General features: G+C 40.2%; 18 protein-coding genes, 20 tRNA genes, 1 pseudogene and 1 riboswitch. Of the genes and pseudogenes, 37 read left to right on the top strand and 2 right to left on the bottom strand.

Annotation, left to right across the window (positions count from 1 at the left end):
• Positions 1–13 precede the first annotated feature (13 nt).
• From ligA to IQ10_RS18585, 13 genes are all read left to right on the top strand, one after another.
• Positions 14–2,035, top strand: coding sequence for an NAD-dependent DNA ligase LigA (ligA, locus tag IQ10_RS12735; RefSeq protein ID WP_144450858.1), 2,022 nt, complete (start codon positions 14–16; stop codon positions 2,033–2,035).
• Positions 2,036–2,059: 24 nt separating this feature from the next.
• Positions 2,060–3,232: a CamS family sex pheromone protein gene (locus IQ10_RS12730; RefSeq protein ID WP_144450857.1), complete on the top strand. Its 1,173-nt coding sequence runs from the start codon at positions 2,060–2,062 to the stop codon at positions 3,230–3,232.
• 500 nt (positions 3,233–3,732) lie between these two features.
• The gene (locus IQ10_RS12725) at positions 3,733–4,845 is read left to right on the top strand and encodes a BMP family lipoprotein (RefSeq protein WP_144450856.1); all 1,113 of its coding nucleotides are present in this window, start codon (positions 3,733–3,735) and stop codon (positions 4,843–4,845) included.
• Between the two features lie 390 nt (positions 4,846–5,235).
• Positions 5,236–6,765 (top strand): ABC transporter ATP-binding protein, encoded by a 1,530-nt coding sequence (locus IQ10_RS12720; protein ID WP_144450855.1) that lies wholly within the window; start codon positions 5,236–5,238, stop codon positions 6,763–6,765.
• On the top strand, positions 6,765–7,823 hold the full coding sequence (locus tag IQ10_RS12715) for an ABC transporter permease (protein WP_144450901.1): 1,059 nt from the start codon (positions 6,765–6,767) through the stop codon (positions 7,821–7,823). Before IQ10_RS12720 ends, IQ10_RS12715 begins: the two co-directional genes overlap by 1 nt.
• Entirely contained in the window at positions 7,823–8,785 is a 963-nt protein-coding gene (locus IQ10_RS12710) for an ABC transporter permease (RefSeq protein WP_144450854.1), read from the top strand. Before IQ10_RS12715 ends, IQ10_RS12710 begins: the two co-directional genes overlap by 1 nt.
• 340 nt (positions 8,786–9,125) lie before the next feature.
• On the top strand, positions 9,126–10,634 hold the full coding sequence (gene putP, locus IQ10_RS12705; RefSeq protein ID WP_199757425.1) for a sodium/proline symporter PutP: 1,509 nt from the start codon (positions 9,126–9,128) through the stop codon (positions 10,632–10,634).
• A 157-nt stretch (positions 10,635–10,791) separates the two neighbouring features.
• Complete coding sequence (gatC, locus tag IQ10_RS12700) at positions 10,792–11,082, top strand: Asp-tRNA(Asn)/Glu-tRNA(Gln) amidotransferase subunit GatC (protein ID WP_144450852.1); 291 nt, start codon at positions 10,792–10,794, stop codon at positions 11,080–11,082.
• 17 nt (positions 11,083–11,099) lie between these two features.
• Positions 11,100–12,557, top strand: a complete 1,458-nt coding sequence (gene gatA / locus IQ10_RS12695; protein ID WP_144450851.1) for an Asp-tRNA(Asn)/Glu-tRNA(Gln) amidotransferase subunit GatA — start codon at positions 11,100–11,102, stop codon at positions 12,555–12,557.
• A gap of 14 nt (positions 12,558–12,571) precedes the next feature.
• The gene (gatB, locus tag IQ10_RS12690) at positions 12,572–14,002 is read left to right on the top strand and encodes an Asp-tRNA(Asn)/Glu-tRNA(Gln) amidotransferase subunit GatB (protein ID WP_144450850.1); all 1,431 of its coding nucleotides are present in this window, start codon (positions 12,572–12,574) and stop codon (positions 14,000–14,002) included.
• Positions 14,003–14,183: 181 nt separating this feature from the next.
• A complete protein-coding gene (locus tag IQ10_RS12685; RefSeq protein ID WP_144450849.1) occupies positions 14,184–15,086 on the top strand; it encodes a diacylglycerol kinase in 903 nt (300 codons plus the stop codon).
• 166 nt (positions 15,087–15,252) lie between these two features.
• Entirely contained in the window at positions 15,253–15,411 is a 159-nt protein-coding gene (locus IQ10_RS18055; protein ID WP_158640041.1) for a hypothetical protein, read from the top strand.
• A gap of 247 nt (positions 15,412–15,658) precedes the next feature.
• Positions 15,659–15,784, top strand: coding sequence for a hypothetical protein (locus IQ10_RS18585; protein WP_277878017.1), 126 nt, complete (start codon positions 15,659–15,661; stop codon positions 15,782–15,784).
• A 67-nt stretch (positions 15,785–15,851) separates the two neighbouring features.
• Here the strand turns inward: IQ10_RS18585 and IQ10_RS12680 are convergent, their stop codons facing one another.
• Both IQ10_RS12680 and IQ10_RS12675 read right to left on the bottom strand, forming a co-directional pair.
• On the bottom strand, positions 15,852–16,814 hold the full coding sequence (locus tag IQ10_RS12680; protein WP_277878020.1) for an ATP-binding protein: 963 nt from the start codon (positions 16,812–16,814) through the stop codon (positions 15,852–15,854).
• A gap of 33 nt (positions 16,815–16,847) precedes the next feature.
• Positions 16,848–17,027, bottom strand: a complete 180-nt coding sequence (locus tag IQ10_RS12675; protein WP_144450847.1) for a hypothetical protein — start codon at positions 17,025–17,027, stop codon at positions 16,848–16,850.
• A gap of 223 nt (positions 17,028–17,250) precedes the next feature.
• Positions 17,251–17,333, top strand: a riboswitch (cyclic di-GMP riboswitch).
• 63 nt (positions 17,334–17,396) lie between these two features.
• Here IQ10_RS12675 and IQ10_RS12670 point away from each other — a divergent pair.
• The 24 genes and pseudogenes from IQ10_RS12670 (at position 17,397) to IQ10_RS12555 (ending at position 23,626) form a co-directional block, all read left to right on the top strand.
• A complete protein-coding gene (locus IQ10_RS12670; RefSeq protein ID WP_144450846.1) occupies positions 17,397–17,726 on the top strand; it encodes a hypothetical protein in 330 nt (109 codons plus the stop codon).
• Positions 17,727–17,876: 150 nt separating this feature from the next.
• A complete protein-coding gene (gene rlmD / locus IQ10_RS12665) occupies positions 17,877–19,259 on the top strand; it encodes a 23S rRNA (uracil(1939)-C(5))-methyltransferase RlmD (RefSeq protein WP_144450845.1) in 1,383 nt (460 codons plus the stop codon).
• Between the two features lie 149 nt (positions 19,260–19,408).
• Positions 19,409–20,170 carry a tRNA pseudouridine(38-40) synthase TruA gene (gene truA, locus IQ10_RS12660; protein WP_144450844.1) on the top strand — a complete coding sequence of 254 codons (762 nt, stop codon included), beginning with the start codon at positions 19,409–19,411 and terminating at the stop codon, positions 20,168–20,170.
• Positions 20,171–20,417: 247 nt separating this feature from the next.
• Positions 20,418–21,086: pseudogene (locus tag IQ10_RS12655) on the top strand (PLP-dependent transferase).
• Between the two features lie 465 nt (positions 21,087–21,551).
• Positions 21,552–21,627 (top strand) — tRNA-Ala (locus IQ10_RS12650).
• 18 nt (positions 21,628–21,645) lie between these two features.
• Positions 21,646–21,719: transfer RNA gene (locus IQ10_RS12645), tRNA-Met, on the top strand.
• Positions 21,720–21,727: 8 nt separating this feature from the next.
• Positions 21,728–21,804: transfer RNA gene (locus tag IQ10_RS12640), tRNA-Ile, on the top strand.
• A gap of 13 nt (positions 21,805–21,817) precedes the next feature.
• Positions 21,818–21,910, top strand: a tRNA-Ser gene (locus IQ10_RS12635).
• 179 nt (positions 21,911–22,089) lie between these two features.
• Positions 22,090–22,166 (top strand) — tRNA-Met (locus IQ10_RS12630).
• A gap of 4 nt (positions 22,167–22,170) precedes the next feature.
• Positions 22,171–22,247, top strand: a tRNA-Asp gene (locus IQ10_RS12625).
• Between the two features lie 127 nt (positions 22,248–22,374).
• Positions 22,375–22,450 (top strand) — tRNA-Phe (locus IQ10_RS12620).
• An 18-nt stretch (positions 22,451–22,468) separates the two neighbouring features.
• A tRNA-His gene (locus IQ10_RS12615) sits at positions 22,469–22,544 on the top strand.
• A 16-nt stretch (positions 22,545–22,560) separates the two neighbouring features.
• Positions 22,561–22,635: transfer RNA gene (locus tag IQ10_RS12610), tRNA-Gln, on the top strand.
• A gap of 3 nt (positions 22,636–22,638) precedes the next feature.
• Positions 22,639–22,710 (top strand) — tRNA-Gly (locus IQ10_RS12605).
• 15 nt (positions 22,711–22,725) lie between these two features.
• Positions 22,726–22,814, top strand: a tRNA-Leu gene (locus tag IQ10_RS12600).
• 9 nt (positions 22,815–22,823) lie between these two features.
• Positions 22,824–22,900 (top strand) — tRNA-Arg (locus tag IQ10_RS12595).
• Between the two features lie 35 nt (positions 22,901–22,935).
• Positions 22,936–23,012: transfer RNA gene (locus IQ10_RS12590), tRNA-Pro, on the top strand.
• Between the two features lie 12 nt (positions 23,013–23,024).
• Positions 23,025–23,098: transfer RNA gene (locus tag IQ10_RS12585), tRNA-Gly, on the top strand.
• A 4-nt stretch (positions 23,099–23,102) separates the two neighbouring features.
• Positions 23,103–23,179 (top strand) — tRNA-Ile (locus IQ10_RS12580).
• Positions 23,180–23,182: 3 nt separating this feature from the next.
• A tRNA-Asn gene (locus IQ10_RS12575) sits at positions 23,183–23,257 on the top strand.
• A 7-nt stretch (positions 23,258–23,264) separates the two neighbouring features.
• Positions 23,265–23,336: transfer RNA gene (locus IQ10_RS12570), tRNA-Glu, on the top strand.
• A gap of 40 nt (positions 23,337–23,376) precedes the next feature.
• A tRNA-Val gene (locus tag IQ10_RS12565) sits at positions 23,377–23,452 on the top strand.
• Between the two features lie 5 nt (positions 23,453–23,457).
• Positions 23,458–23,533, top strand: a tRNA-Lys gene (locus IQ10_RS12560).
• 11 nt (positions 23,534–23,544) lie between these two features.
• Positions 23,545–23,626, top strand: a tRNA-Leu gene (locus IQ10_RS12555).
• Positions 23,627–23,827: the final 201 nt, after the last annotated feature.

Here is a 23,827-nt window from a genome sequence, read left to right as displayed (position 1 = left end):
AAGGACGAAAGCAATGGATCGACAAGATGCTGTGAAGCGAATTGAAGAGCTTCGTAAGCAGTTAGAAGAATATGGCTATCATTATTATGTGCTTGATCATCCACTTGTTTCTGATAGTGAATATGACAAGCTGATGCAAGAGTTGATTAAGCTTGAAGAACAATACCCTGAGTTGATAAGTGATGATTCTCCGTCTGTACGTGTTGGGGGTGAGCCATTACCGTTTTTTGAGAAGGTTGAGCATCGTATCCCGATGTTAAGTCTCGGAAATGCCTTTTCTGCAGACGATCTGCGTGATTTTGATCGTCGTGTTCGTCAGGTCATTGACGGGGATGTAAGCTACAGCTGTGAATTAAAAATTGATGGCTTGGCTGTGTCTCTCATGTATGAAAAAGGGAAATTTGTTCGAGGAGCCACACGCGGAGACGGCACCATTGGGGAGGATATCACCGCTAATTTGAAAACCATTTCTGCGATTCCTTTGCGTTTAAAAGATGCGGTTGATATAGAAGTGCGCGGTGAAGCGTATATGCCGAAGCCGTCGTTCGAGAAGTTAAATGAAGCAAAAGAGCAAGCAGGGGAAGAAAAATTTGCGAATCCGCGTAACGCAGCAGCAGGTTCACTGCGTCAGCTCGATCCAAAACTAGCGGCGAAGCGTAATTTATCCATTTTTCTTTATGCGATCAGTTATCTTGAAGAGAAGGAAATTTCTTCTCATCATGAAGCTCTTTCGTATTTAAAAGAACTAGGCTTTCGGATCAATAACGAAAGTAAGCATTGCACGGATATTGAGGAAGTGATCGCTTATACGGAAGAATGGGTCGAAAAAAGAGCAACACTTCCTTACGATATTGATGGAATCGTTATTAAAGTTGATCAACTAGATCAGCAAAGGGAACTAGGCTTCACAGCAAAAAGTCCACGATGGGCGATTGCTTTTAAGTTTCCAGCTGAAGAGGTTGTGACGACATTAGAAGACATTGAGCTTAGTGTTGGTCGGACAGGCGTTATTACGCCAACAGCATTGCTTTCTCCTGTTACAGTAGCAGGGACAACAGTGAAACGTGCATCCCTTCATAATGAAGATTTAATTCGTGAAAAGGATCTTAAACTTGGTGATTCCGTTGTTATTAAAAAAGCGGGAGACATTATTCCTGAAGTTGTCAATGTCCTTTCCGATTTACGAACAGGCGAAGAGCGAGATTTTAAGATGCCGACGCATTGTCCAGCTTGCGAGAGTGAGCTTGTTCGCTTAGAGGGTGAGGTTGCCCTGCGCTGTATTAATCCACAATGTCCAGCGCAAATTCGTGAAGGGTTGATTCATTTTGTCTCAAGAAATGCGATGAACATTGATGGATTAGGTGAAAAAGTCATAAGTCAATTATTTGAGCATAGTCTTGTGCGTAATGTTGCAGACTTGTATAAGCTTAAGCGTGATGAGCTACTTCAACTCGAGCGCATGGGTGAAAAATCAGTCGATAACCTATTAGAGGCGATTGAAAAGTCAAAGGAAAATTCGCTTGAGCGACTTTTATTTGGATTAGGGATTCGCTTTGTTGGAGCTAAAGCTGCAAAAACACTTGCAATGGAATTTGAAACGATGACCAAGCTCCAAGAAGCATCGGAAGAAGAGCTTGTAGCCGTTAATGAGATCGGTGAGAAAATGGCGGCATCGATTGTCCGTTATTTTGCTAAGCCTGAAGTGACAGCATTACTAGATGAACTTGCTGACTTAGGTGTGAATTTAATCTATAAGGGAGCAAGACCTCCTTCTAGAGAAGAGGTCGCTGATAGTCCTTTTGCTGGTAAGACGGTTGTTTTAACAGGGAAGCTCGAGCAATTAACCCGTGGTGAAGCAAAAGAAAAAATTGAAGCACTTGGTGGCAAAGTGACGGGAAGTGTCAGTAAGAAGACCGATTTAGTCATAGCAGGTGAAGATGCAGGTTCTAAGCGTGATAAAGCGGTCGAGCTAAATATAGATATTTGGGATGAAGGACAACTTATAGAAGCTTTTGCTACACTTGAACAATCTTAGACATACGAGAGGGGGGAGACTGATATGATAAAACGAATCGGAGTAATATCGCTTGTCTTGCTACTGTTAGCAGGTTGTTTTCCTGTTTCTGAGCAAGAGGAAGAACAGGTTGTTGAAGAACCTACTGAAACAGAAGAACAGGTAGTGGACGTTGTTCCTCAAATTACAACTCCTGACAATTATTATCAAAGTGTTTTGTACGATGGTACGTATTTACATGGTCAATCAAGAGGTTTTGGAAATGCAGTTGTATATAACCGACTTGATTTGGACCAGTTAGAGATGGGCTTACAACGGATTGCTCAGGAATATTTTGATCCAGAGAACTACTTTTTTAGAGAAGGACAATTTATTACCCGAGATGAATTGAATAATTGGTTAATGCGTAATAGTGAAAATAATCCAGAAGGCTTGAACCCAGCTCTAGGAGAAGGGGGCACTATGCAAGAACGTGAAGAGAGTCAGCCACGCTATTTGTCTCATATTCTCGAGCATAATTATTTAGTTGAAGGAGAAGATGGACAATTAAACATTGGTGGAATCGTCATTGGGCTCTCGATGAATAGTGTTTATAATTTTAGAGTAGAAGATGAACAAGGACGCTATTACTTCTATGAAACACCGATTTCCGATGAGTCTCTTGAGAGAGAAGGTCGGCGAATCGGCCAAGAGGTTGTTGAACGATTACGCTCTGAAAATCGAGAAAATGGGGCGTTTCAAGATGTGCCAATTGTTGTTGCGCTATTTCGTGAGCAACCACGTGAATCCGTAATCCCCGGTCATTTTTTTGCGAAATCAGAGGCAACGCCACGAAGTGATTTAGAGAGATGGCAACGGATTAACGAGCGCTATTATCTCTTCCCTTCAAATGAAGCGACACAAGAGGCTCGTAATGAATCGGATCAATTTCAACGATTTAAAGATGATGTGCAAGAATTCTTTGATACGTTTATTGGCGTAGTTGGAAAAGGACGCTACGTGGATAATCAAATTCAAGAATTATCAATTGAAATTCCTCTTCGCTATCAAGGAAAGGCTGAAATCGTAGCTTTGTCGCAATATGTGGCAAGTCAGATTCAACAGCGTTTCCAAGGGGGATATAAAGTGAGTGTCTCGATTACATCTGTAGCGGGAAAAACCGAAAGTATTATTATCCAAAACCCAAATGAAGAACCTTTTATTCACGTATTTAATTAAATGAAGAAGGACCTGATCTTTTTTGATTGCAAATGATCATGCAGTCGTGGAACAGGTTCTTTTTTTTATCATTAATTCTTAAAAAACAAAATAATATAAACATGTTGAAAACGTTTTCTTTACTGGATTACAAGGAAATGCTAGATGAAGCGTTTTCTTCTTAAAATAGATTTTATTAATAGATAATAATAGTGAAAATTCATGAAAAAAGTATTTATTATTGATGGATTACATGATATATTTATGTCGTTCAGAGGATGTCTATTTATAAAGAGGTCTGATGTCTAACGAGCGTAGGTGAAAGTAGATCACGTTTTTCATTTTCATACACAAAATAATAGTTGTAGACAATGATTGGACAAACATGATTCTCTTTGGAATGAAGCATTGTTATAGTGGAACGCCAAGGACAATGTAAGTGTCGAATTTTGCTGCATTTATCGATTATTGGTGTATGCTTGTTAAGCGTTTTCAAATATGAAAAAGGGGGAATTACAAAGATGAAAAAGTGGTTACGTACATTAACAATGACTGCAGCAGCCGTTGTCGCACTTACTGCTTGTGGTGCAAGTGAAGAACCTGAGACAACGACAGATGAAGCAACTCCATCTGAGGAGCCTGCTGGTGAAAGTGAAGATTTTAAAGTTTCAATGGTAACAGATGTTGGTGGTATTGATGACAAGTCATTCAACCAATCTGCGTGGGAAGGTCTTTCTGCATTTGGCCAAGAAAAGGGTCTTGAAGAAGGAACGGACTACCGCTACCTACAGTCAGCAACAATGGATGATTTTGAATCGAACCTTCGTACTCTTGTTCGTGAAGAGTCTGATCTTGTCTGGGGTATTGGTTTCTTAATGGAGGATGCTGTACGTACAATTGCTGAGCAAAATGAAGATGGACAACTTGCTATTGTTGATACAGTTGTGTTAGATGCAGAAGGTAATCCATACGAAAATATTGCAAACGTAACATTTAAAGAGCATGAAGGTTCATTCCTTGTTGGAGTGATAGCTGGTTTACAAACAGAAGGAAACAAAGTTGGTTTTATTGGTGGCGTAGAAAGTGAATTGATTAAAAAATTCGAAAATGGATTTAAAGCAGGCGTGAAGGCTGTTAATCCAGATGCAGAAATTCTTACTCAATATGCTGAAAGCTTTAATGATGCAACTCGTGGCCAACAAATCGCAAACAATATGTATGGCCAAGGAGCAGATATTATTTATCATGCTGCTGGTGGGGCAGGTAATGGACTATTTACAGAGGCAATTAACCGTGCTCGTAACGGAGAAGCTGTATGGGCAATTGGTGTTGACCGTGACCAACATGAAGAAGGTTTGTACGGCGAAGAGTCTGTTACATTAACTTCAATGGTTAAACGTGTTGATACTGCTGTATACCTTGTTTCTGAACGTACAATGAATGGAGATTTCCCAGGTGGAGAAATTCTTGAGTATGGTTTAGAGGAAGATGCAGTTGGAATTGCACCGACAACAGATAATGTGACGGAGGAAGCTCTTGCTGCTGTAGAGGATTATAAAGCACAGATTCAAGCTGGTGAGATTTCTGTTCCACAAACTGATGATGAATATGAAGAGTATCTTTCATCTCTTTAAGAACTAAACTTCTTTAAAACTGCTCACTGAAGGTGGGTTTCATGCAGGGTGATTCATAGAGGTCTGACTCTGGCTAGTATTCACAATATATTGTGCGTGTTTCATAACTTTCGCCGAGTATTGCGTACTAGGAGTCATAATATTCCTTGTGAATCATCCTCTTTTTAATTGAAGACTAAAAGGGTGTTTAACTACAAGCATGGAGGCAAAAGGGACAATGATGGATTGCTATTTGCCCAATCCATCATTGTCCCTTTTTTCACTATAATATTTGAATGTTTAAAAGGTAAAAGGTTATAAATGAGGGGCATCATTTTCTTAAGTTATTAATTTAGAACAATAATAGAACATCGTCAAAGGCTAAAGCAGAGAGGTAAGGAGTGAATAAGAATGAGTTACGTCATTGAGATGAATAACATCCGTAAAGAATTTCCAGGGATTGTTGCAAATGATAATATTACGCTCCAAGTAAAAAAAGGAGAGATTCATGCACTTCTTGGAGAAAACGGTGCAGGGAAATCGACGTTAATGAATGTGTTGTTTGGATTGTACCAACCAGAAAAAGGTGAAATTGTTGTTCGTGGTGATAAGGTGAAGATTACAGATCCTAATGTCGCGAATCGACTTGGAATTGGAATGGTTCATCAGCACTTTATGCTCGTTGGAAAATTCACTGTGACAGAGAATATCATTCTAGGAAGTGAACCGAAAAAATTTGGAATGGTTAATATTAAAAAAGCGGCAAAAGAAGTCGAAGCCATTTCAGATCGCTATGGCCTAAAAGTAGATCCATACGCAAAAATTGAAGATATTTCAGTGGGAATGCAGCAGCGTGTTGAGATTTTAAAAACATTATATCGTGGTGCAGACATTCTCATTTTTGATGAACCTACAGCCGTTTTAACTCCACAAGAGATTCAAGAGCTTATCAGTATTATGAAAACGCTTGTGGCAGAAGGGAAATCTATTATTCTTATTACACACAAATTAAAAGAGATTATGTCTGTTTGTGATCGTTGCACCGTTATTCGACGAGGAAAAGGAATTGGTACAGTTGACATTAGCGAGACAGATGTAGATAGTCTTGCAGCGATGATGGTTGGTCGAGAAGTGAATTTTAAAGTTGAAAAAACACCAGCAGAGCCTAAAGAAGTTGTGCTTTCTGTTAAAGACCTAACTGTTAAAGGGTCACGGGGAGTAAATGCTGTAAACAATTTAAACATTGAAATGAAGGCTGGCGAAATTATCGGTCTTGCAGGGGTAGAAGGAAATGGACAAACGGAATTTATCGAGGCCATTACTGGTCTCCGTAAAGCTGATTCAGGAACGGTTACATTAAAAGGACAAGACATCACGAATTTAATGCCACGTAAAGTAACGGAGTCAGGTGTTGGTCATATTCCAGAGGATCGTCATAAGCATGGTCTCGTCCTTGATTTTGCCATTGGTGAAAATATTGTGTTGCAAACGTACTATCAGCAACCATTTTCGAAAAATGGAATCCTGAATTATCCCGAAATTTACAAAAAAGCACGACATTTAATTGAAGATTTTGATGTGCGTACACCTAGTGAATATACGGAAGCTCGTGCTCTTTCAGGTGGTAATCAGCAAAAAGCGATTATTGCTCGTGAAGTCGATCGTTCTCCAGACTTCTTGATTGCAGCTCAGCCAACTCGAGGATTAGATGTAGGTGCAATTGAATCGATTCATAAACGATTAATTCAAGAGCGTGATAAAGGAAAAGCGGTCTTGCTTATGTCGCTTGAGCTCGATGAAGTGCTAAATGTAAGTGATCGTATTGCCGTGATGTATGAAGGAGAAATAGTCGCTATTGTCGATGCAAAAAGTACGAATGAGCAGGAGCTAGGACTTATGATGGCGGGCGGTAAGAAACAAAAGGAAGGTGAAGCGCAGTGATAGAGAAGTTGCTTCCTAAAGGAAGATTACTATCATTAGTTGTTCCATTAATAGCGATCAGTCTTGGTGGTATTATTGGCGCCATTATTATGCTTATTAGTGGTTATAACCCTATCTTAGGATATTCAGCATTAATCAAAGGAATATTCGGTGATACGTATTATATGGGTGAAACAATTCGATCGATGACTCCTTTGATTTTAGCAGGGTTAGCAGTAGCCTTTGCTTTTCGGACAGGGCTATTAAACATTGGTGTTGAAGGTCAATTAATTATTGGTTGGTTAGCTTCTGTTTATGTAGGGATTGCTCTTGAATTACCGAAAGTGATTCATTTGCCAGTAGCAATACTAGCAGGTGCTCTAGCAGGTGCGCTTTGGGGCTTCATTCCTGGTTTATTAAAAGCGCGTTTTCACGTTCATGAAGTGATCGTGACGATTATGATGAACTATATTGCATTGTATACAGCAAATGCTATTATTCGTGCCTACTTATTTGTGCCTGGGGAACGTACGGACTCCATTAACGAAACGGCATCGTTAGCCTCGCCATTATTGCAGTCTTTGACAGATTACTCACGGCTCCATTATGGCTTTATTGTCGCACTTCTTGGTTGTGTCATCATGTGGTTTATCCTTTGGAGAACGTCAAAAGGATATGAGCTAAGAGCCGTTGGCTTTAATCAACATGCTTCTCAGTATGCTGGGATGAATGTTGGAAGAAACATTGTCCTTTCGATGGTTATCTCAGGAGGATTTGCTGGTGTTGCAGGTGCAATGGAGGGGCTAGGAACATACGGTTATATGAGTATTCTTTCAGGCTTCTCTGGTGTGGGATTTGATGGTATTGCGGTTGCTTTACTTGGAGCTAATAGTGCTGTTGGAGTTGCACTTGCCTCTTTCTTATTTGGCGGATTACAAGTAGGGGCACTGAACATGCAATCACAAGCGGGAGTGCCAACAGAGCTTGTTGACATTGTTATTGCGCTTATTATTTTCTTTGTTGCTTCTAGTTATATTATTCGCTGGGTTATAAATCGTGTGAAGAAGGAGGATGTATGATGGACATCATGCAAATTTTGGCTCTTGTTATTCCTTCAGCCATTTACTTAGCAGCGCCACTCATCCTAACCGCACTCGGCGGACTATTTAGTGAGCGTTCAGGTGTTGTAAATATTGGGCTAGAAGGCCTAATGGTTATGGGGGCATTCACAGGGATTGTCATAACGTTAACGTTAGAAGGTATGGGAGTTGGCGGTGCATCAACATGGATCGCCATGCTAGTAGCGATTGTGATCGGTGCGTTATTTTCGCTCTTTCATGCAGTTGCTTCCATTAGCTTCCGTGCTGACCAAATTGTCAGTGGTGTTGCCCTAAACTTCTTAGCAGTTGGTTTATGTGTATTTTTAGTGCGTCTTTTCTATAATAAAGGGCAAACGGATTATATTCAAAACCGTGTTTATCGTTTTGATGTTCCTGTATTAAGTGATATTCCGATTATTGGACCGCTTTTCTTTTCAAGTGCATATATTACTTCTTATATTGCGATTCTACTAGCTGTCATCGTTTACTTTATCGTTTTCTATACACCGTTTGGGCTTCGTCTTCGTTCAGTTGGTGAGCATCCAATGGCTGCGGATACGATGGGGATTAATGTGAACAAAATGCGCTATATTGGTGTAATGCTTAGTGGTGCATTCGCTGGTCTCGGTGGTGCTGTTTTCGCTGTCACCTTCTCTGGAAACTTTTCTGCTACAACGATTCTAGGACAAGGGTTTATGGCCCTAGCGGCATTAATTTTTGGGAAGTGGCATCCGCTTGGTGCAATGGGTGCAGCTCTATTCTTTGGACTGGCTCAAGCATTAAGTATTACAGGACAACAAATTCCGTTACTTGCAAATGTTCCCTCGGTTTACCTTTTAATTGCTCCTTACGTCTTAACGATTCTTGCTTTGGCTGGATTCGTAGGTCGTGCTGAAGGACCGAAAGCAATTGGAAAACCGTATGTGAAAGGATCACGTTAAAATAGTACAAGATGAAAGGGCCTTCCATGTCCAAATGGAAGGCTCTTTATTTACATAGAACTCTTAAGCTAGACCACACAGTTACAATGTACTAGAATGTTCAGAATTAAATAATATATTATGGTTATTAACGTAGTATGTTTTGAAATATTGTAAAATAAAGTTGTATTATGTAATGAGGATGTACAAATTTGCATAATTATTATATAGAACAACTTGGCAGGAGGTGTGAAGATGGATTATGGGTTGACGACAGCAACTTGGCTTTTATTATACATCCCGATGCCCTTATTGATTATTTTATCGCTTTTTTCATTAGCGATGAGAAGGAGAGATTAATATGGAATTAGCAACGATTATGACGTTTATTGTTTATTTAGTCGGAATGCTTGTGATTGGACTATTAGCTTATAGGTTGACGAGTAATTTATCAGACTATGTCCTTGGAGGACGCCGTCTTGGCGGGGGAGTTGCTGCTTTAAGTGCTGGTGCTTCTGATATGAGTAGTTGGCTTTTACTTGGCTTACCTGGTGCGATGTATCTTGGTGGTATGGGCGAAATTTGGATCGCTGTCGGATTAGCAGTTGGTGCATATTTAAATTGGCAGTTTCTTGCGGCACGTCTTCGCATGTACACAGAGATTGCAAAGGATTCGATTACATTGCCAGATTTCTTTGAGAACCGATTTCGTGATAAGTCAAAGTCATTACGAATTATTTCTGCCCTTGTTATTCTTGTATTCTTTGCTTTCTATGCATCTTCAGGGCTTGTCGGAGGTGCCCTATTGTTTGAAGCATCATTTGGTATGACGTATACGCAAGCCTTATGGATTGGTGCCTTTGTCATTATTTCTTATACTTTTCTTGGTGGATTTTTAGCAGTAAGCTGGACAGATTTCTTTCAAGGGCTTCTTATGTTCTTAGCGCTTGTGATTGTTCCAATCAGAGCCATTTCAGAAATCGGCGGATGGAGCGAAACGGTCAATGCGGTTGGAGCAATTGATGTGACTTATTTAGATGCATTTCAAGGAGCAACGATCATTGGTGTTGTCTCATTACTAGCGTGGGGATTAGGTTATTTCGGTCAACCGCATATTGTCACGCGATTTATGGCTGTTAAATCAGTGAAAGAGATTCCAAAGGCTCGTGCAATCGGGATGACCTGGATGATTCTTGCTTTATTTGGCGCTATTTTTACTGGTTTTGTAGGGATTGCTTACTTTTCAGCTAATGGGCCTGGTGGTCAGCCTCTTGCTGATGGAGCTCATGAAACAGTGTTCATCTTGTTTACCTATCTTTTATTTGATCCGTGGGTATCAGGTTTCTTACTAGCAGCCATTCTTGCTGCAATTATGAGTACGATCGATTCGCAGCTACTTGTTTCATCAAGTGCTCTTGCAGAAGATCTTTATAAAGGATTTATTCGAAAAGATGCATCTGAAAAAGAATTAGTCTTTGTTGGGCGGATTGGTGTTGTAGTCATTGCACTTGTGGCGATTATGCTTGCTTATAATCCAAACAGCTCTGTGCTTGATCTTGTAGGTTATGCATGGGCAGGGTTTGGTGCTGCATTTGGTCCTGTTTTGATTTTGGCTCTTTTCTGGAAGAGGATGACTCGAAATGGGGCATTAGTAGGGATGATTACAGGTGGTGTAACGGTTATTGTGTGGGCTGAGTTAGATACATGGTTTAATCTATCAGCTGAGCAATTTCCAATTCTAGGCCTTTACGAAATTATCCCTGGGTTTCTTTTGGCATGGATTGCGATTATGGTTGTCAGTCTTCTTGATAAAGAGCCTTCTAAAGAAATCCAAGAAGAATTTGATCGAGCAAAATCGGCTACGTTATAATCCTGTAAATGACTCTCTCAGTTATAAATGCTGAGAGGGTTTTTTAATTCTGAATTGTAAGCGTTTTACACACTGGGCTTTGTTGCCTACAGCAGTGTAATTTGGTATCATATGAATATTGTCAATACGCTCGAATTTTCTCGGAGGTGAATGAAGAATGTCCCGAATCCAAGTAGACCAAGTGAAGCATGTTGCGAATCTAGCACGACTTGCGATCACAGATGAAGAAGCAGAAATGTTCACAGAACAACTTGATGCGATTATTACATTTGCAGAACAGTTGAATGAACTAGATACAACAGGTGTTGAGCCGACTTCTCATGTTCTTGACATGAAGAATGTGTTACGTGAGGATAAGGCAGGAAAAGGCTTACCGATTGAAGATGTATTAAAGAACGCGCCAGACCATGAAGATGGACAAATCCGTGTACCATCAATTCTAGAATAGTTAGGAGGAATCATTTCATGTCATTATTTGACCATAAGATGTCAGAGCTGCATACAATGCTTCAAAACAAAGAAGTGAAAGTATCTGACCTCGTTGACGAATCATATAAACGCATTGCAGAAGTAGACGGTAAAGTAAAAGCGTTTGTTACATTAAACGAAGAAAAGGCGCGCGCTCATGCTGCAGAGCTAGACGAAGCACTTAGCTCAAATGCTGAACGCGGGCTTTTATTTGGTATGCCAATTGGTGTAAAAGATAATATTGTGACGAAGGATCTTCGTACAACTTGTTCAAGCCGTATTTTGGAGAACTTTAATCCAATTTATGACGCTACTGTTGTACAAAAGCTTCAAGCTGCACAAGCAATTACAATCGGAAAACTGAACATGGATGAATTTGCAATGGGTTCTTCAACGGAGAACTCTGCATTCCAAGAAACAAAAAATCCGTGGAATCTTGACTATGTTCCAGGTGGATCTAGTGGTGGATCAGCTGCGACGGTTGCTGCTGGTGAAGTGCCATTCTCACTAGGGTCTGATACAGGTGGTTCCATCCGTCAGCCTGCTGCTTATTGTGGTGTTGTTGGACTTAAACCTACATATGGTCGCGTATCTCGTTTTGGGCTTGTTGCGTTTGCATCTTCACTTGATCAAATTGGTCCGATTACACGCAACGTTGAAGATAATGCTTACTTGCTTCAAACCATTACAGGTGTTGACCCAATGGACTCAACATCAGCTAATGTTGAAGTGCCAGACTTCCTTTCTGCTCTTACAGGAGATGTAAAAGGATTAAAGATTGCGGTTCCGAAAGAATACCTTGGAGAAGGTGTTCAAGAAGAAGTGAAGCAATCTGTCTTAGACGCACTAAAAGTTCTTGAAGGACTAGGAGCTACATGGGAAGAGGTTTCCCTTCCGCATTCTAAGTATGCTCTTGCAACGTACTATTTACTATCATCTTCTGAAGCGTCAGCAAACCTTTCACGTTTTGATGGTGTACGTTATGGTTACCGTACAGATAATGCAGAGAACCTGATTGAAATGTACAAGCAAACTCGCGCAGAAGGCTTTGGTAACGAAGTAAAGCGTCGTATTATGCTTGGAACATTCGCCTTAAGTTCTGGTTATTATGATGCTTACTATAAGAAAGCTCAACAAGTTCGTACCCTAATCAAGCAAGATTTTGAAAAGGTATTTGAGAAATATGACGTCATTATTGGACCGACAACTCCAACACCTGCATTTAAGATTGGTGAAAAGACAAGTGATCCAATGACGATGTATGCTAATGATATTTTAACGATCCCTGTGAATTTAGCAGGTGTACCTGGAATTTCGGTTCCGTGTGGTTTCCAAGATGGTCTTCCACTTGGTTTGCAAATTATCGGTAAACATTTCGATGAAAGCACAGTATACCGTGTTGCGCATGCGTTTGAGCAAGCGACTGATTATCATACACAAAAACCAACACTGTAAGGAGGGAAAAAGCGATGAATTTCGAAACAATTATTGGACTTGAAGTGCATGTAGAGTTAAAAACAGAATCGAAAATTTTCTCAGCTAGTCCGAATCATTTCGGATCTGATCCAAACACGAACACAAGTGTCATTGATCTAGGCTATCCAGGCGTTTTGCCAGTGTTGAATAGATCGGCTGTAGAATTTGCGATGAAAGCGGCAATGGCCCTAAATTGTGAAGTTGCAACAGACACGAAGTTTGACCGTAAGAATTATTTCTATCCTGATAATCCAAAAGCTTATCAAATTTCTCAATTTGATAAACCGATCGGCGAGCATGGCTGGATTGAAATTGAAGTAGAAGGTAAGAAGAAGCGTATTGGTATCACGCGTCTTCACCTTGAAGAAGATGCAGGAAAATTGACGCATTCAGGTAATGGTTACTCGCTTGTTGACTTTAACCGTCAAGGAACACCACTTATTGAGATCGTTTCAGAGCCAGATATTCGTACACCAGCAGAAGCATACGCGTATCTTGAAAAGTTAAAATCAATCATTCAATATACAGGTGTATCTGATTGTAAGATGGAAGAGGGCTCACTTCGTTGTGATGCGAATATTTCACTTCGTCCAGTTGGACAAGAAAAGTTTGGTACGAAAGCAGAGCTTAAGAACTTGAACTCCTTTAACTTTGTTCGCAAAGGACTTGAGTATGAAGAGAAACGTCAAGAACAAGTTCTTCTTTCTGGAGGTATTATCGAGCAAGAAACACGTCGCTATGATGAAACGGCTAATAAGACGATCTTAATGCGTGTGAAGGAAGGATCTGATGATTATCGTTACTTCCCTGAGCCGGATTTAGTTGCTCTTCACATCGATGATGAGTGGAAAGCTCGCATTCGTGCTGAAATTCCAGAGCTTCCTGATGCTCGTAAGCAGCGTTATGTTGAGGAGCTTGGCCTTCCTGCATACGACGCAATGGTGCTTACATTGACGAAGGAAATGTCTGATTTCTTCGAAGAAACGATCAAGCAAGGCGCTGATGCTAAGTTATCATCAAACTGGCTAATGGGTGAAGTTTCTGCTTACTTAAATGCAGAACAAAAAGACCTTCAAGATGTGGCTCTTACACCTGAAGGTCTTGCAAAAATGATTCAACTAATTGAAAAAGGTACGATTTCATCGAAAATTGCTAAGCAAGTCTTTAAAGACCTAATTGAAAAAGGTGGAGATCCAGAACAAATCGTGAAGGACAAAGGCCTTGTTCAAATTTCGGATGAAGGCGAGCTTCGAAAAATGGTCACAGAAGTACTTGATAACAATGAACAATCCATTGAAGATTACAAGAACGGTAAAGACCGTGCGATCGGCTTCTTAGTTGGACAAATTATGAAAGCTTCAAAAGGGAAAGCAAACCCCCCAATGGTTAATAAACTATTGCTTGAAGAAATCGCTAAACGTTAATAACATGAACGTCTTTCTCCAAAGTGGAGGAAGGCGTTTTTTTAAGAGTGAGCAGAGTGCAGTAAATGGGATTCATAAGCAAAAGGAGTGTTGTTTCCTATCATTTTGATGTACAATACAAGCAGTAAACAGTGACAAAAAGTGGATGAAAAATCATTATAAATGAAATAGGGGATGCGATATGAAAAGAGCTCGTCTCATATATAATCCAACGTCTGGACGCGAACAAATACGTAAAAACTTAGCTTATGTGCTTGAACGTCTTGAGAAGGCTGGCTATGAAACATCTGCTCATGCAACCACTGGTGAAGGATGTGCGAAAAGAGCTGCACGAAAGGCTGGCGAGAATGGTTATGACTTAGTGATTGCGGCAGGAGGGGATGGCACGATTTTTGAAGTGGTGAATGGTCTTGCTGATTTAGAGAAAAGACCAATGCTTGGCTTAATACCAGCGGGGACAACAAATGATTTTGCGCGGGCTCTTGGAATTCCGCGAGATATTGAAAAGGCTTGTGACATTTTGTGTGGTGATCATGTTGAACCAATCGATATTGGTAAAATTGATGATCGATATTTCATTAATATTGCTGCAGGTGGAACATTGACGGAACTTACATATGAAGTGCCGAGTAAGCTTAAAACAGCTGTTGGTCAGCTTGCTTATTATATAAAAGGAATTGAGAAGCTGCCCCAAGTTACTCCAACAAATGTAAAGATTGAATACGACGGAAAACTTTTTGAAGGTGAAATTATGATGTTTCTCATTTCAAATACGAACTCAGTTGGTGGATTTGAGAAACTAGCTCCAGAAGCATCTATCCAAGATGGCATGTTTGATTTTATCATTGTGAAAAAACTTTCCTTTCCAGAGTTTCTCCGCTTGGGCTCTCTGGCGTTACGTGGCGAACATTTAAATCATGAAAAAGTTATGTATGTACAAGCGAATCGGATCAAAGTTCAAGTTGAAGGCAAGATGCAACTGAACCTTGATGGCGAATATGGTGGAACACTCCCAGCCGAATTTGTGAATATGTATCAACATTTTCAAATGCTCACACCGAAAGAGAGAAAACGTAAATCCTAGAAAAAAAGCTGGCTCAGTATACAAGCCTGCTCTATTAATAAGTGCTCTATCAAAGAAGATAGAGAGAACGGATTATAGGGTAGGTGAAAAATGGGTCAGCTTTTTGTTTTGTTAAAAGATCGTGGTACATTCGAAATTACCTCGCCCTTTTTCAAGAAAGTATCATGTGAAAGATCATCAAGATAGAGAAGTGGCTGTTTTTACGCGTGTCGATAGCTTTTTTTCTTCACCTGCTTTTAAGCCAGAAAACAAATCAACGAATCTATCGAGCGAAGAATTAATTGTAGTGATTATGAGTGTTAGTGCGATAGAAAAAGACGTTTAAATAATGGGGCAGGTGCAAGTGGAAATTAAGATGAAAAGGGGCGGCGTACAGTAAGGCTATTAAGAAATATTGAATCTGGATGGTCGCTGTTGGATTCGCCTTTAGTGTAAATATGGGAATTTTTGATGAGTCATTTTTTCTCTTTTCTTACTAGCAATTGGATTAGCTGTAATGACCCTATCAAATCTTCTTAGACTAAAGCAAAAAAGATGAATTATCGAAGTTACTCATTGTTGGACAATGCTCATTGGCCGTATTTGGGGGACTCTTTTTCATTCGATTATTGAACGCTGGTGGTATGAATATTGTTGGACTTATTGGTGCTGTGATTGGTGGAGTGCTCTTTACCATTGGGCAAGTCCAGAGGAGGTAGAAATGATAGCATGTAAGCTACAAGAAGCACGAGGCATGAACTAAATTTTACCCATGTCTCGTGCTTGTTAATAGGCGTATGATTCTCTAACTGGAAGCTCGTCATCAGATGCTTTTCTCTCTAGTAATGGTAATCCTATAATTACCTTTGTGCCGTCTTCTCCATTCTCAAAACGGATCGTTCCTTTATGCTCTTGGATGATTCTTTGTGAAATTGATAATCCTAAACCAGTTCCACCTTCTTTTGTCGAAAAGAAAGGTTCGCCGATTCTACCTATGATGGATATTGGTATACCTGAACCGTTGTCTGTTACTTCAATAACTACCTCATGATCATTGTAAGTATTTACTTCGATATCGACTTTCCCTTTTTCTTTGCAACCTGCCTCTATCGCATTTTTTAAAACATTGATCAGAACTTGTTTTATTTGTGATTCATCAACAGATACATGAGTCTTTGGTGTTTTTAACGAAAGAGTAATCTCGACATTATGAAGAGTTGCCTCGCTTTCGATAAATTCGACCGTGTCAGTAACGATTTGTTTTAAGTCATGATCTACTCGCTTTGGAGCTGTTGGTTGTGTTACAAGTAAGAAATCGCTTACCAAATCATTTATTCGATCCAATTCTCCTAAGACAATATCGCGGTAGTGCTCCTCTTTTTTATCTTCAAATAAGAGCTGCACAAAGCCACGAACAGATTGCATAGGATTTCGTAATTCGTGCGCCAGTCCTGCAGATAGCTGACCAAGCAAGGCTAATTTTTCGAGCCTCATTAGTTTATCATTATATTCATCATAACTTGATCTTGTTGCATTTTCTAATATAACGGAGACAAGGGATGATAGTCTTTCGATGGCTTCAATTTCTTGATCGTTAAATGCATAAGGCTCTGGATCGATTGCGCAAACTGTTCCAAACATTTTGCCATTTGATAAATAGACGGGCATGCCTAGATAAGACCCGATATTTGCGTCGTAAATGGCATCTAACACATTTGCTCTCGCATCTTGTTTTGTATCATTTATAATTAACGGTTCCCGACCGTTAGTAGGAATAAGGTGTCATATAGAATGATCTTTTGGTAATTCTATACCCTCTGGTAAATCACTTCCGTTTTGGTTGAACACTTTTATTACTTTAAACGTTTCCTCAATATGGCTGACGAAAAGTGTCCTTGACCCTATTAATTTGCTTGTAAACCACAAAATATCTTCTAATGCCTTATCATATCGAGCTGTCACATAATTACCTCCTCATCTAATTGAGTAGAAAGATGAATTAATTAATTTAATATAAGTATGTACAAAATTGATGCCAAAACAGCGGATCTACTTTTATATTATCATCCTATTAACTAAAATGCCCTATTATTTAATCGACAAACTTCGAAGTAATATTTGACCAAATGAGCTCGATTAATTTAAATATGGTTTACTCTTAACTTACTAAACTTTATAATGAATGGATAGAAAACGGCAAACTTATTGAAAAGTAAGGACGCAAAGCTATAGGGACTAACGGGAAACCCATGTCAGCCAGTTGCCTGTGAAAATGAACTCCTTAACATGTAATTTTCATTTGGCATCAATTTAATAAGGAGTGAGTCGTAAATGGAATTAAAAGAACCAGAGCTTAAAACCATTTTACAAAAATTTGATAACATGATCATGGAAGTTCCAGATGAAAAGCGGTCTATACCTCAATTTAAGCAGTTTATCTCGACCTTCTTAAGGACGAAAACGAAAGAAGTGACATTACCAGTCGCAGATGTAATGGCCATAATGAAAAAAAAGAAACCTTTCGTATTTGCAGCAATTCGAAATCAATATAGTCATAATGTCATGTTTAATGTGGTGACACATATTGATGTTGACTATTATGAAGCATATAAAAGGTTAAACGATTTAAAACAGAAACTATGTATCATTAAAAAATATTAAAGATGATAATAGAGCGGCGCTTTTACAATGTAGAAGCGTTTTTTTAGTGTGTAAAAACAACCAACTAATTCTAATTGCCGAAGAGTAAGTTGATTGTTATCTTTTATGGTACAATAGCTACCATGAATAGATCAAAAAGGACGGAATAGAATGACAAAACAACTACCTGTACAAAAAAATGAGCAGCTTCAGGTAACGATTGAAGATTTAACACACGAAGGCGCAGGCGTTGCTAAGGTAAATGGTTATACACTATTTGTACCAAAGGCTTTGCCAGGTGAAGTCGTTGACATCAAAGTAACCAAAACGAACAAAGGCTATGGCTTTGCTCGTCTCCTTAATATTGAAAAGCAAAGCGAAGATCGAGCCGAACCCCCATGCCCGATTTATAACCAGTGTGGTGGCTGTCAAATGCAACACCTAAACTACGAGGCTCAGCTTATTGTAAAGCAAAAGCAAGTTCAGGACGTGCTTGAGCGCATTGGTGGACTAAAAAGTGTGCTAGTTCACCCAACTCTTGGCATGGACAACCCATGGCGTTATCGCAATAAAGCTCAAGTTCCCGTCGGCGAAAATGAAGGTGGCTTAATTGCAGGCTTTTACCAAGAGCGAAGTCACCGCATTATCAGTATGGATCAATGCTTAATACAGCACGAAGAAAACGACGAAATCATTCGCAGTGTCAAAAGCATTGCGATAAAATACGGGATCCGTGGTTATGATGAAGAAAAGCACCGGGGCACGCTTCGGCATGTCGTTGCAAGACATGGCAAGCAGACTGGCGAAATCATGGTCGTCCTCGTAACAAGAGGAAAAGAATTACCGAATAAGAAAAACATCATTGAAGAGATCTGTAATCAGATCCCAAATGTGAAATCGATCGTGCAAAACATCAATCCAAAGCGTACAAACGTCATCTTCGGTGAAGAGACACATGTTCTTTGGGGCGATGAATACATTCATGATTACATTGGCGATATTAAATTCGCTATTTCTGCCCGCTCTTTCTATCAGGTCAACCCAGAACAGACGAAGGTTCTTTATGATAAGGCGCTTGAATATGCAAACCTAACGGGGAATGAAACAGTAATTGATGCTTATTGTGGAATTGGGACAATCTCTCTATTTCTTGCCCAACGTGCCAAGCGTGTATACGGGGTAGAAATTGTTCCTGATGCCATTGCTGATGCCAAGCGTAATGCCGAACTAAATGGAATTACAAATGTAGACTTTGCTGTCGGCGAAGCAGAAAACGTTATGCCGTGGTGGTACGCCCAAGGCATTCGCCCTGACGTCATCGTCGTTGACCCACCGCGAAAAGGCTGTGACGAAAAGCTACTTGAAACGATTCTTGCTATGAAGCCACAACGTGTTGTCTATGTCTCCTGCAACCCAGCAACCCTTGCACGTGATTTGAAGATGCTTGATGAAGGGGGATACGAGACAAAGGAAGTACAGCCGGTCGATATGTTTGCGCATAGTACGCACGTGGAGGCGGTCGTGAAGCTTGAAAGAAAACACGGCATAAAATAGGGCATAACCTACTTATCATGTAACAATATAATGTGTTAGTAGAAAAAAATGATATCTTCCCTCATATAGCAGAAGCTGTGTGAGGGAATCGTATTTTATTGGGATCATTATTTGTAGAAACAATAAAGGGCTAACAGAAGGAGAAGACGATGAACAATTATAAATTAACCATTCAATATGATGGTGGACGCTATAAGGGCTGGCAGCGGCTCGGCAATGGTGAAAATACCATTCAAGGAAAAATAGAAAATGTATTATCAGAAATGGTAGGGGAAAAAATCGAAATCATTGGTAGCGGCAGGACTGATGCAGGTGTACATGCTCTTGCTCAAACAGCCAATTTTAAGATCAGTGATAATCTGGCTGAAGCTGACATTAAGATATACTTAAATAAATATTTACCTCAGGATATTAGCGTTACTGAGGTTACGCTAGTTCCTGAACGTTTTCATGCTCGGTATAATGCAACGGATAAAACCTATCTGTATAAGATCTGGAACGAGGCGCACATAAATCCTTTTATGCGAAAGTACAGTATGCATATTGAGAAAAAGTTGGATATCACAACGATGGAAAAAGCAGCTAAACATTTTATTGGTGAACATGATTTTACTGCTTTTTCAAATGCAAAGTCTAAGAAAAAGTCCATGGTGCGTAAAATCCACTCTATTGATATAGAAGAAAATAGTGGCTTTATCGAAATTAGAGTGCGCGGTAATGGGTTCCTTTACAATATGGTTAGAAAAATGGTCGGGACGTTGATAAATGTTGGATTGGGTGAAATACAGGCTGATGCAATACCTGACATTTTACATTCAAAAGAACGGAATCATGCAGGCTTTGCAGATGCATGTGGACTGTACTTAGAAAAGATTGATTTTAGAGACTGGGAGACTTGGAGGAGAAACTGAAATTAGGTAGGATTAAATTTTAAGTGAGCATCTACACTGAGCTGTGTGGGTGCTTTTTGGTGTTGAACAGGAAGTTATCGGCTGTTAATAGTTAACGCTAATAACTGAGAACAGGTGAAACCTTTTTTATCATTTTCGACGTAAAAACAGTACATATGTAACTGAACTCAGAAAGAGAAAATAAGATGTAAGAGGGTGTTTAGAGTATTGGGGCGTAGAACGAATAGGATATTGACAAGGGGAGAAGATGAAAAAAGAAGTATATCAGTTTGAAACAAAAGCGATACATGCCGGTTATGATTCGAAAAATCATTTTGATAGCTTAACTCCACCTATTTATTAAACTTCAACATTTACTTTTCCATCATTAGAGCAAGGGGCTATTCGACTTTTAGGTGTGGAGGAGGGCTACATCTATTCAAAGCTGTCTAATCCAACTGCTACAATTTTAGAAGAACAAATCATTTCAAATATTCAAGAACATAAAACGTGTATTTATATAGAGACCCTAATAAAATCCAACAATGAGACTAATTGATTTAGAATTAGTTGTAATCATTGTTAAGAAAAAGGATATTAAGGTTATTATCGATCATACTTTTTCCACTCCGTATTTGCAAAAGCCACTAAAAATAGGCTGTGATAGTGTCATTCATAATGCAATTAAATACATTGGCGGGCATGGCGGTACAGTTTCAGGCATCGTAGTTGGAGATACTTATTCCCATTGCAATAAGCCTTGGAGATGGGGAAATACTTACTTTAGCGCCCAGCTTCAATGACACATGCAACTGTTCCAGAAGAAGTAAGAAAAGAGATGAGTATTTCTAATACATTATTACGCCTATCAGTTGGACTTGAAGAATGGGTCGATATTTGGAATGACTTAAAGTGGGCTTTGGTTCGATATGGTTAGATGGTTTGTATTGCAAACGGAATATAATCATATATGTTTAGATATTTTTTTTGAAATAATTAGCAGCACTTCTTGTGTTTCATGATATACTTTTAAACAGGTTAAAATGTTAGCGGAATTGAAAAGCAACAGCTAGCTTGAAAAATAGGTTGGAGGTTGGGAGAGATTATTTAATTTTCCGCTTTTTAAATATCTCTGATTTTAGTCGGAGGATAGTACTTGAAAGCGATGAAGTGAATCATTTTAGTGGAATTCACTTTTAAATGTCTCGTTTAGATATTTTTTTCGAAATGTGTTGTCAAATCAGTTTTAATATGTTAAATTATTAAACGTCGCCTCAGTTAAAAAGTCTATAGCTGTTAGAAGTAGTCGAATTCAGTTTTGTCGATTATGGTAGATGGACTGATGACTAATACGATGTTTGATTGTTCTCGAAAGAAGGACAATTTAAGGATTATCAATTTTGGGGCCTTAGCTCAGCTGGGAGAGCGCCTGCCTTGCACGCAGGAGGTCAGCGGTTCGATCCCGCTAGGCTCCACCAATATTATTATTATATTATGGCGGTGTAGCTCAGCTGGCTAGAGCGTACGGTTCATACCCGTGAGGTCGTGGGTTCGACTCCCTCCGCCGCTATTATGTAAGGATCCTTAGCTCAGTTGGTCAGAGCGGTCGGCTCATAACCGATTGGTCGTAGGTTCGAGTCCTACAGGATCCACCAGGGAAAGATATTTGGAGGAATACCCAAGTCTGGCTGAAGGGATCGGTCTTGAAAACCGACAGGCGGTTCAAACCGCGCGGGGGTTCGAATCCCTCTTCCTCCTCCATTTTAAACTTACATAAATAGCGAAATGGTGTTTTTGAAAATAACGTGTGGTGGAGCGACGAGCGATTCAACATTGGGTTTGCTACGTGTAACATCGACAAATGATTGATTATTGAACAAGCTTGTAGAGAAAGACGTCCTCTATAGTGAGGAAATATCATACGATTACTTTTGTAACGACGCGGGGTGGAGCAGTCTGGCAGCTCGTCGGGCTCATAACCCGAAGGTCGGCGGTTCAAATCCGTCCCCCGCAACCAAAATGGTCCGGTAGTTCAGTTGGTTAGAATGCCTGCCTGTCACGCAGGAGGTCGCGGGTTCGAGTCCCGTCCGGACCGCCATTTCCTTTAAGTATAAAGGAAGAGAAGTGAGTAATTAAGAGATATAAAAAGTCGAGCGTGTTTATTTCTGTGAACAGTGCAGACTTGAAATGGACAAAGAAGTTACGTGGTTTATGTTCATTTATATGGCTTGGTAGCTCAGTCGGTAGAGCAATGGACTGAAAATCCATGTGTCGGCGGTTCGATTCCGTCCCAAGCCACCATTGTTTTTAAATAAAGTGGCGGTTGTGGCGAAGTGGTTAACGCACCGGATTGTGATTCCGGCATTCGTGGGTTCAATTCCCATCAGCCGCCCCATCTTTAAAAAATATATTGGGCTATCGCCAAGCGGTAAGGCAACGGATTTTGATTCCGTCATGCGTTGGTTCGAATCCAGCTAGCCCAGCCATACGCGGAAGTAGTTCAGTGGTAGAACACCACCTTGCCAAGGTGGGGGTCGCGAGTTCGAATCTCGTCTTCCGCTTTTAGTAAAAGTCCTGCCGGGGTGGTGGAATTGGCAGACACACAGGACTTAAAATCCTGCGGTAGGTGACTACCGTGCCGGTTCAAGTCCGGCCCTCGGCACCATTATATATTGCGCCCTTAGCTCAGCTGGATAGAGTGTTTGACTACGAATCAAAAGGTCGGGAGTTCGAATCTCTCAGGGCGCACCATTTTTATGAAAGTTCAATGATTTTATTAATAGTTACGGGAAGTGGCTCAGCTTGGTAGAGCACCTGGTTTGGGACCAGGGGGTCGCAGGTTCAAATCCTGTCTTCCCGACCATCATTTTTATATGCGGGTGTAGTTTAGTGGTAAAACCTCAGCCTTCCAAGCTGATGTCGTGAGTTCGATTCTCATCACCCGCTCCAAAAGGGGCCTATAGCTCAGCTGGTTAGAGCGCACGCCTGATAAGCGTGAGGTCGGTGGTTCGAGTCCACTTAGGCCCACCATGTTCCACAGTAGCTCAGTGGTAGAGCTATCGGCTGTTAACCGATCGGTCGTAGGTTCGAGTCCTACCTGTGGAGCCATTTTATCGGCCCGTTGGTCAAGCGGTTAAGACACCGCCCTTTCACGGCGGTAACACGGGTTCGAATCCCGTACGGGTCATTTTTATGAGCAGGATATTCATTAGGATATTCTGTACTTCGGAGGATTAGCTCAGCTGGGAGAGCACCTGCCTTACAAGCAGGGGGTCGGCGGTTCGATCCCGTCATCCTCCACCATTTAAGAGCCATTAGCTCAGTTGGTAGAGCATCTGACTTTTAATCAGAGGGTCGAAGGTTCGAGTCCTTCATGGCTCACCATTTTCATATTTGCGGGTGTGGCGGAATTGGCAGACGCGCTAGACTTAGGATCTAGTGTCTTATGACGTGGGGGTTCAAGTCCCTTCACCCGCACTATTTATCTCAATAAATTTGTTTTTGAAAAAAGTTTTTAAAAAACTATTGCATAAAACGAATTATTGTTATATGATATTACTTGTCGTCAACAAGCGACACCGAGTTCTTTGAAAACTGAACAAAAGCCAAGCGAAATAGAGATACATGATATCTCGTCAATTATTAAGAAGTATCGTTAGCGATACATTTTGAGCTAAT

Source organism: Halalkalibacter nanhaiisediminis (assembly GCF_007830185.1).
Taxonomy (GTDB): domain Bacteria; phylum Bacillota; class Bacilli; order Bacillales; family Bacillaceae_D; genus Halalkalibacter; species Halalkalibacter nanhaiisediminis.
The sequence above is the reverse complement of the archived record's forward strand: the minus strand, read 5'-3'. Positions and strand labels throughout refer to the sequence as shown.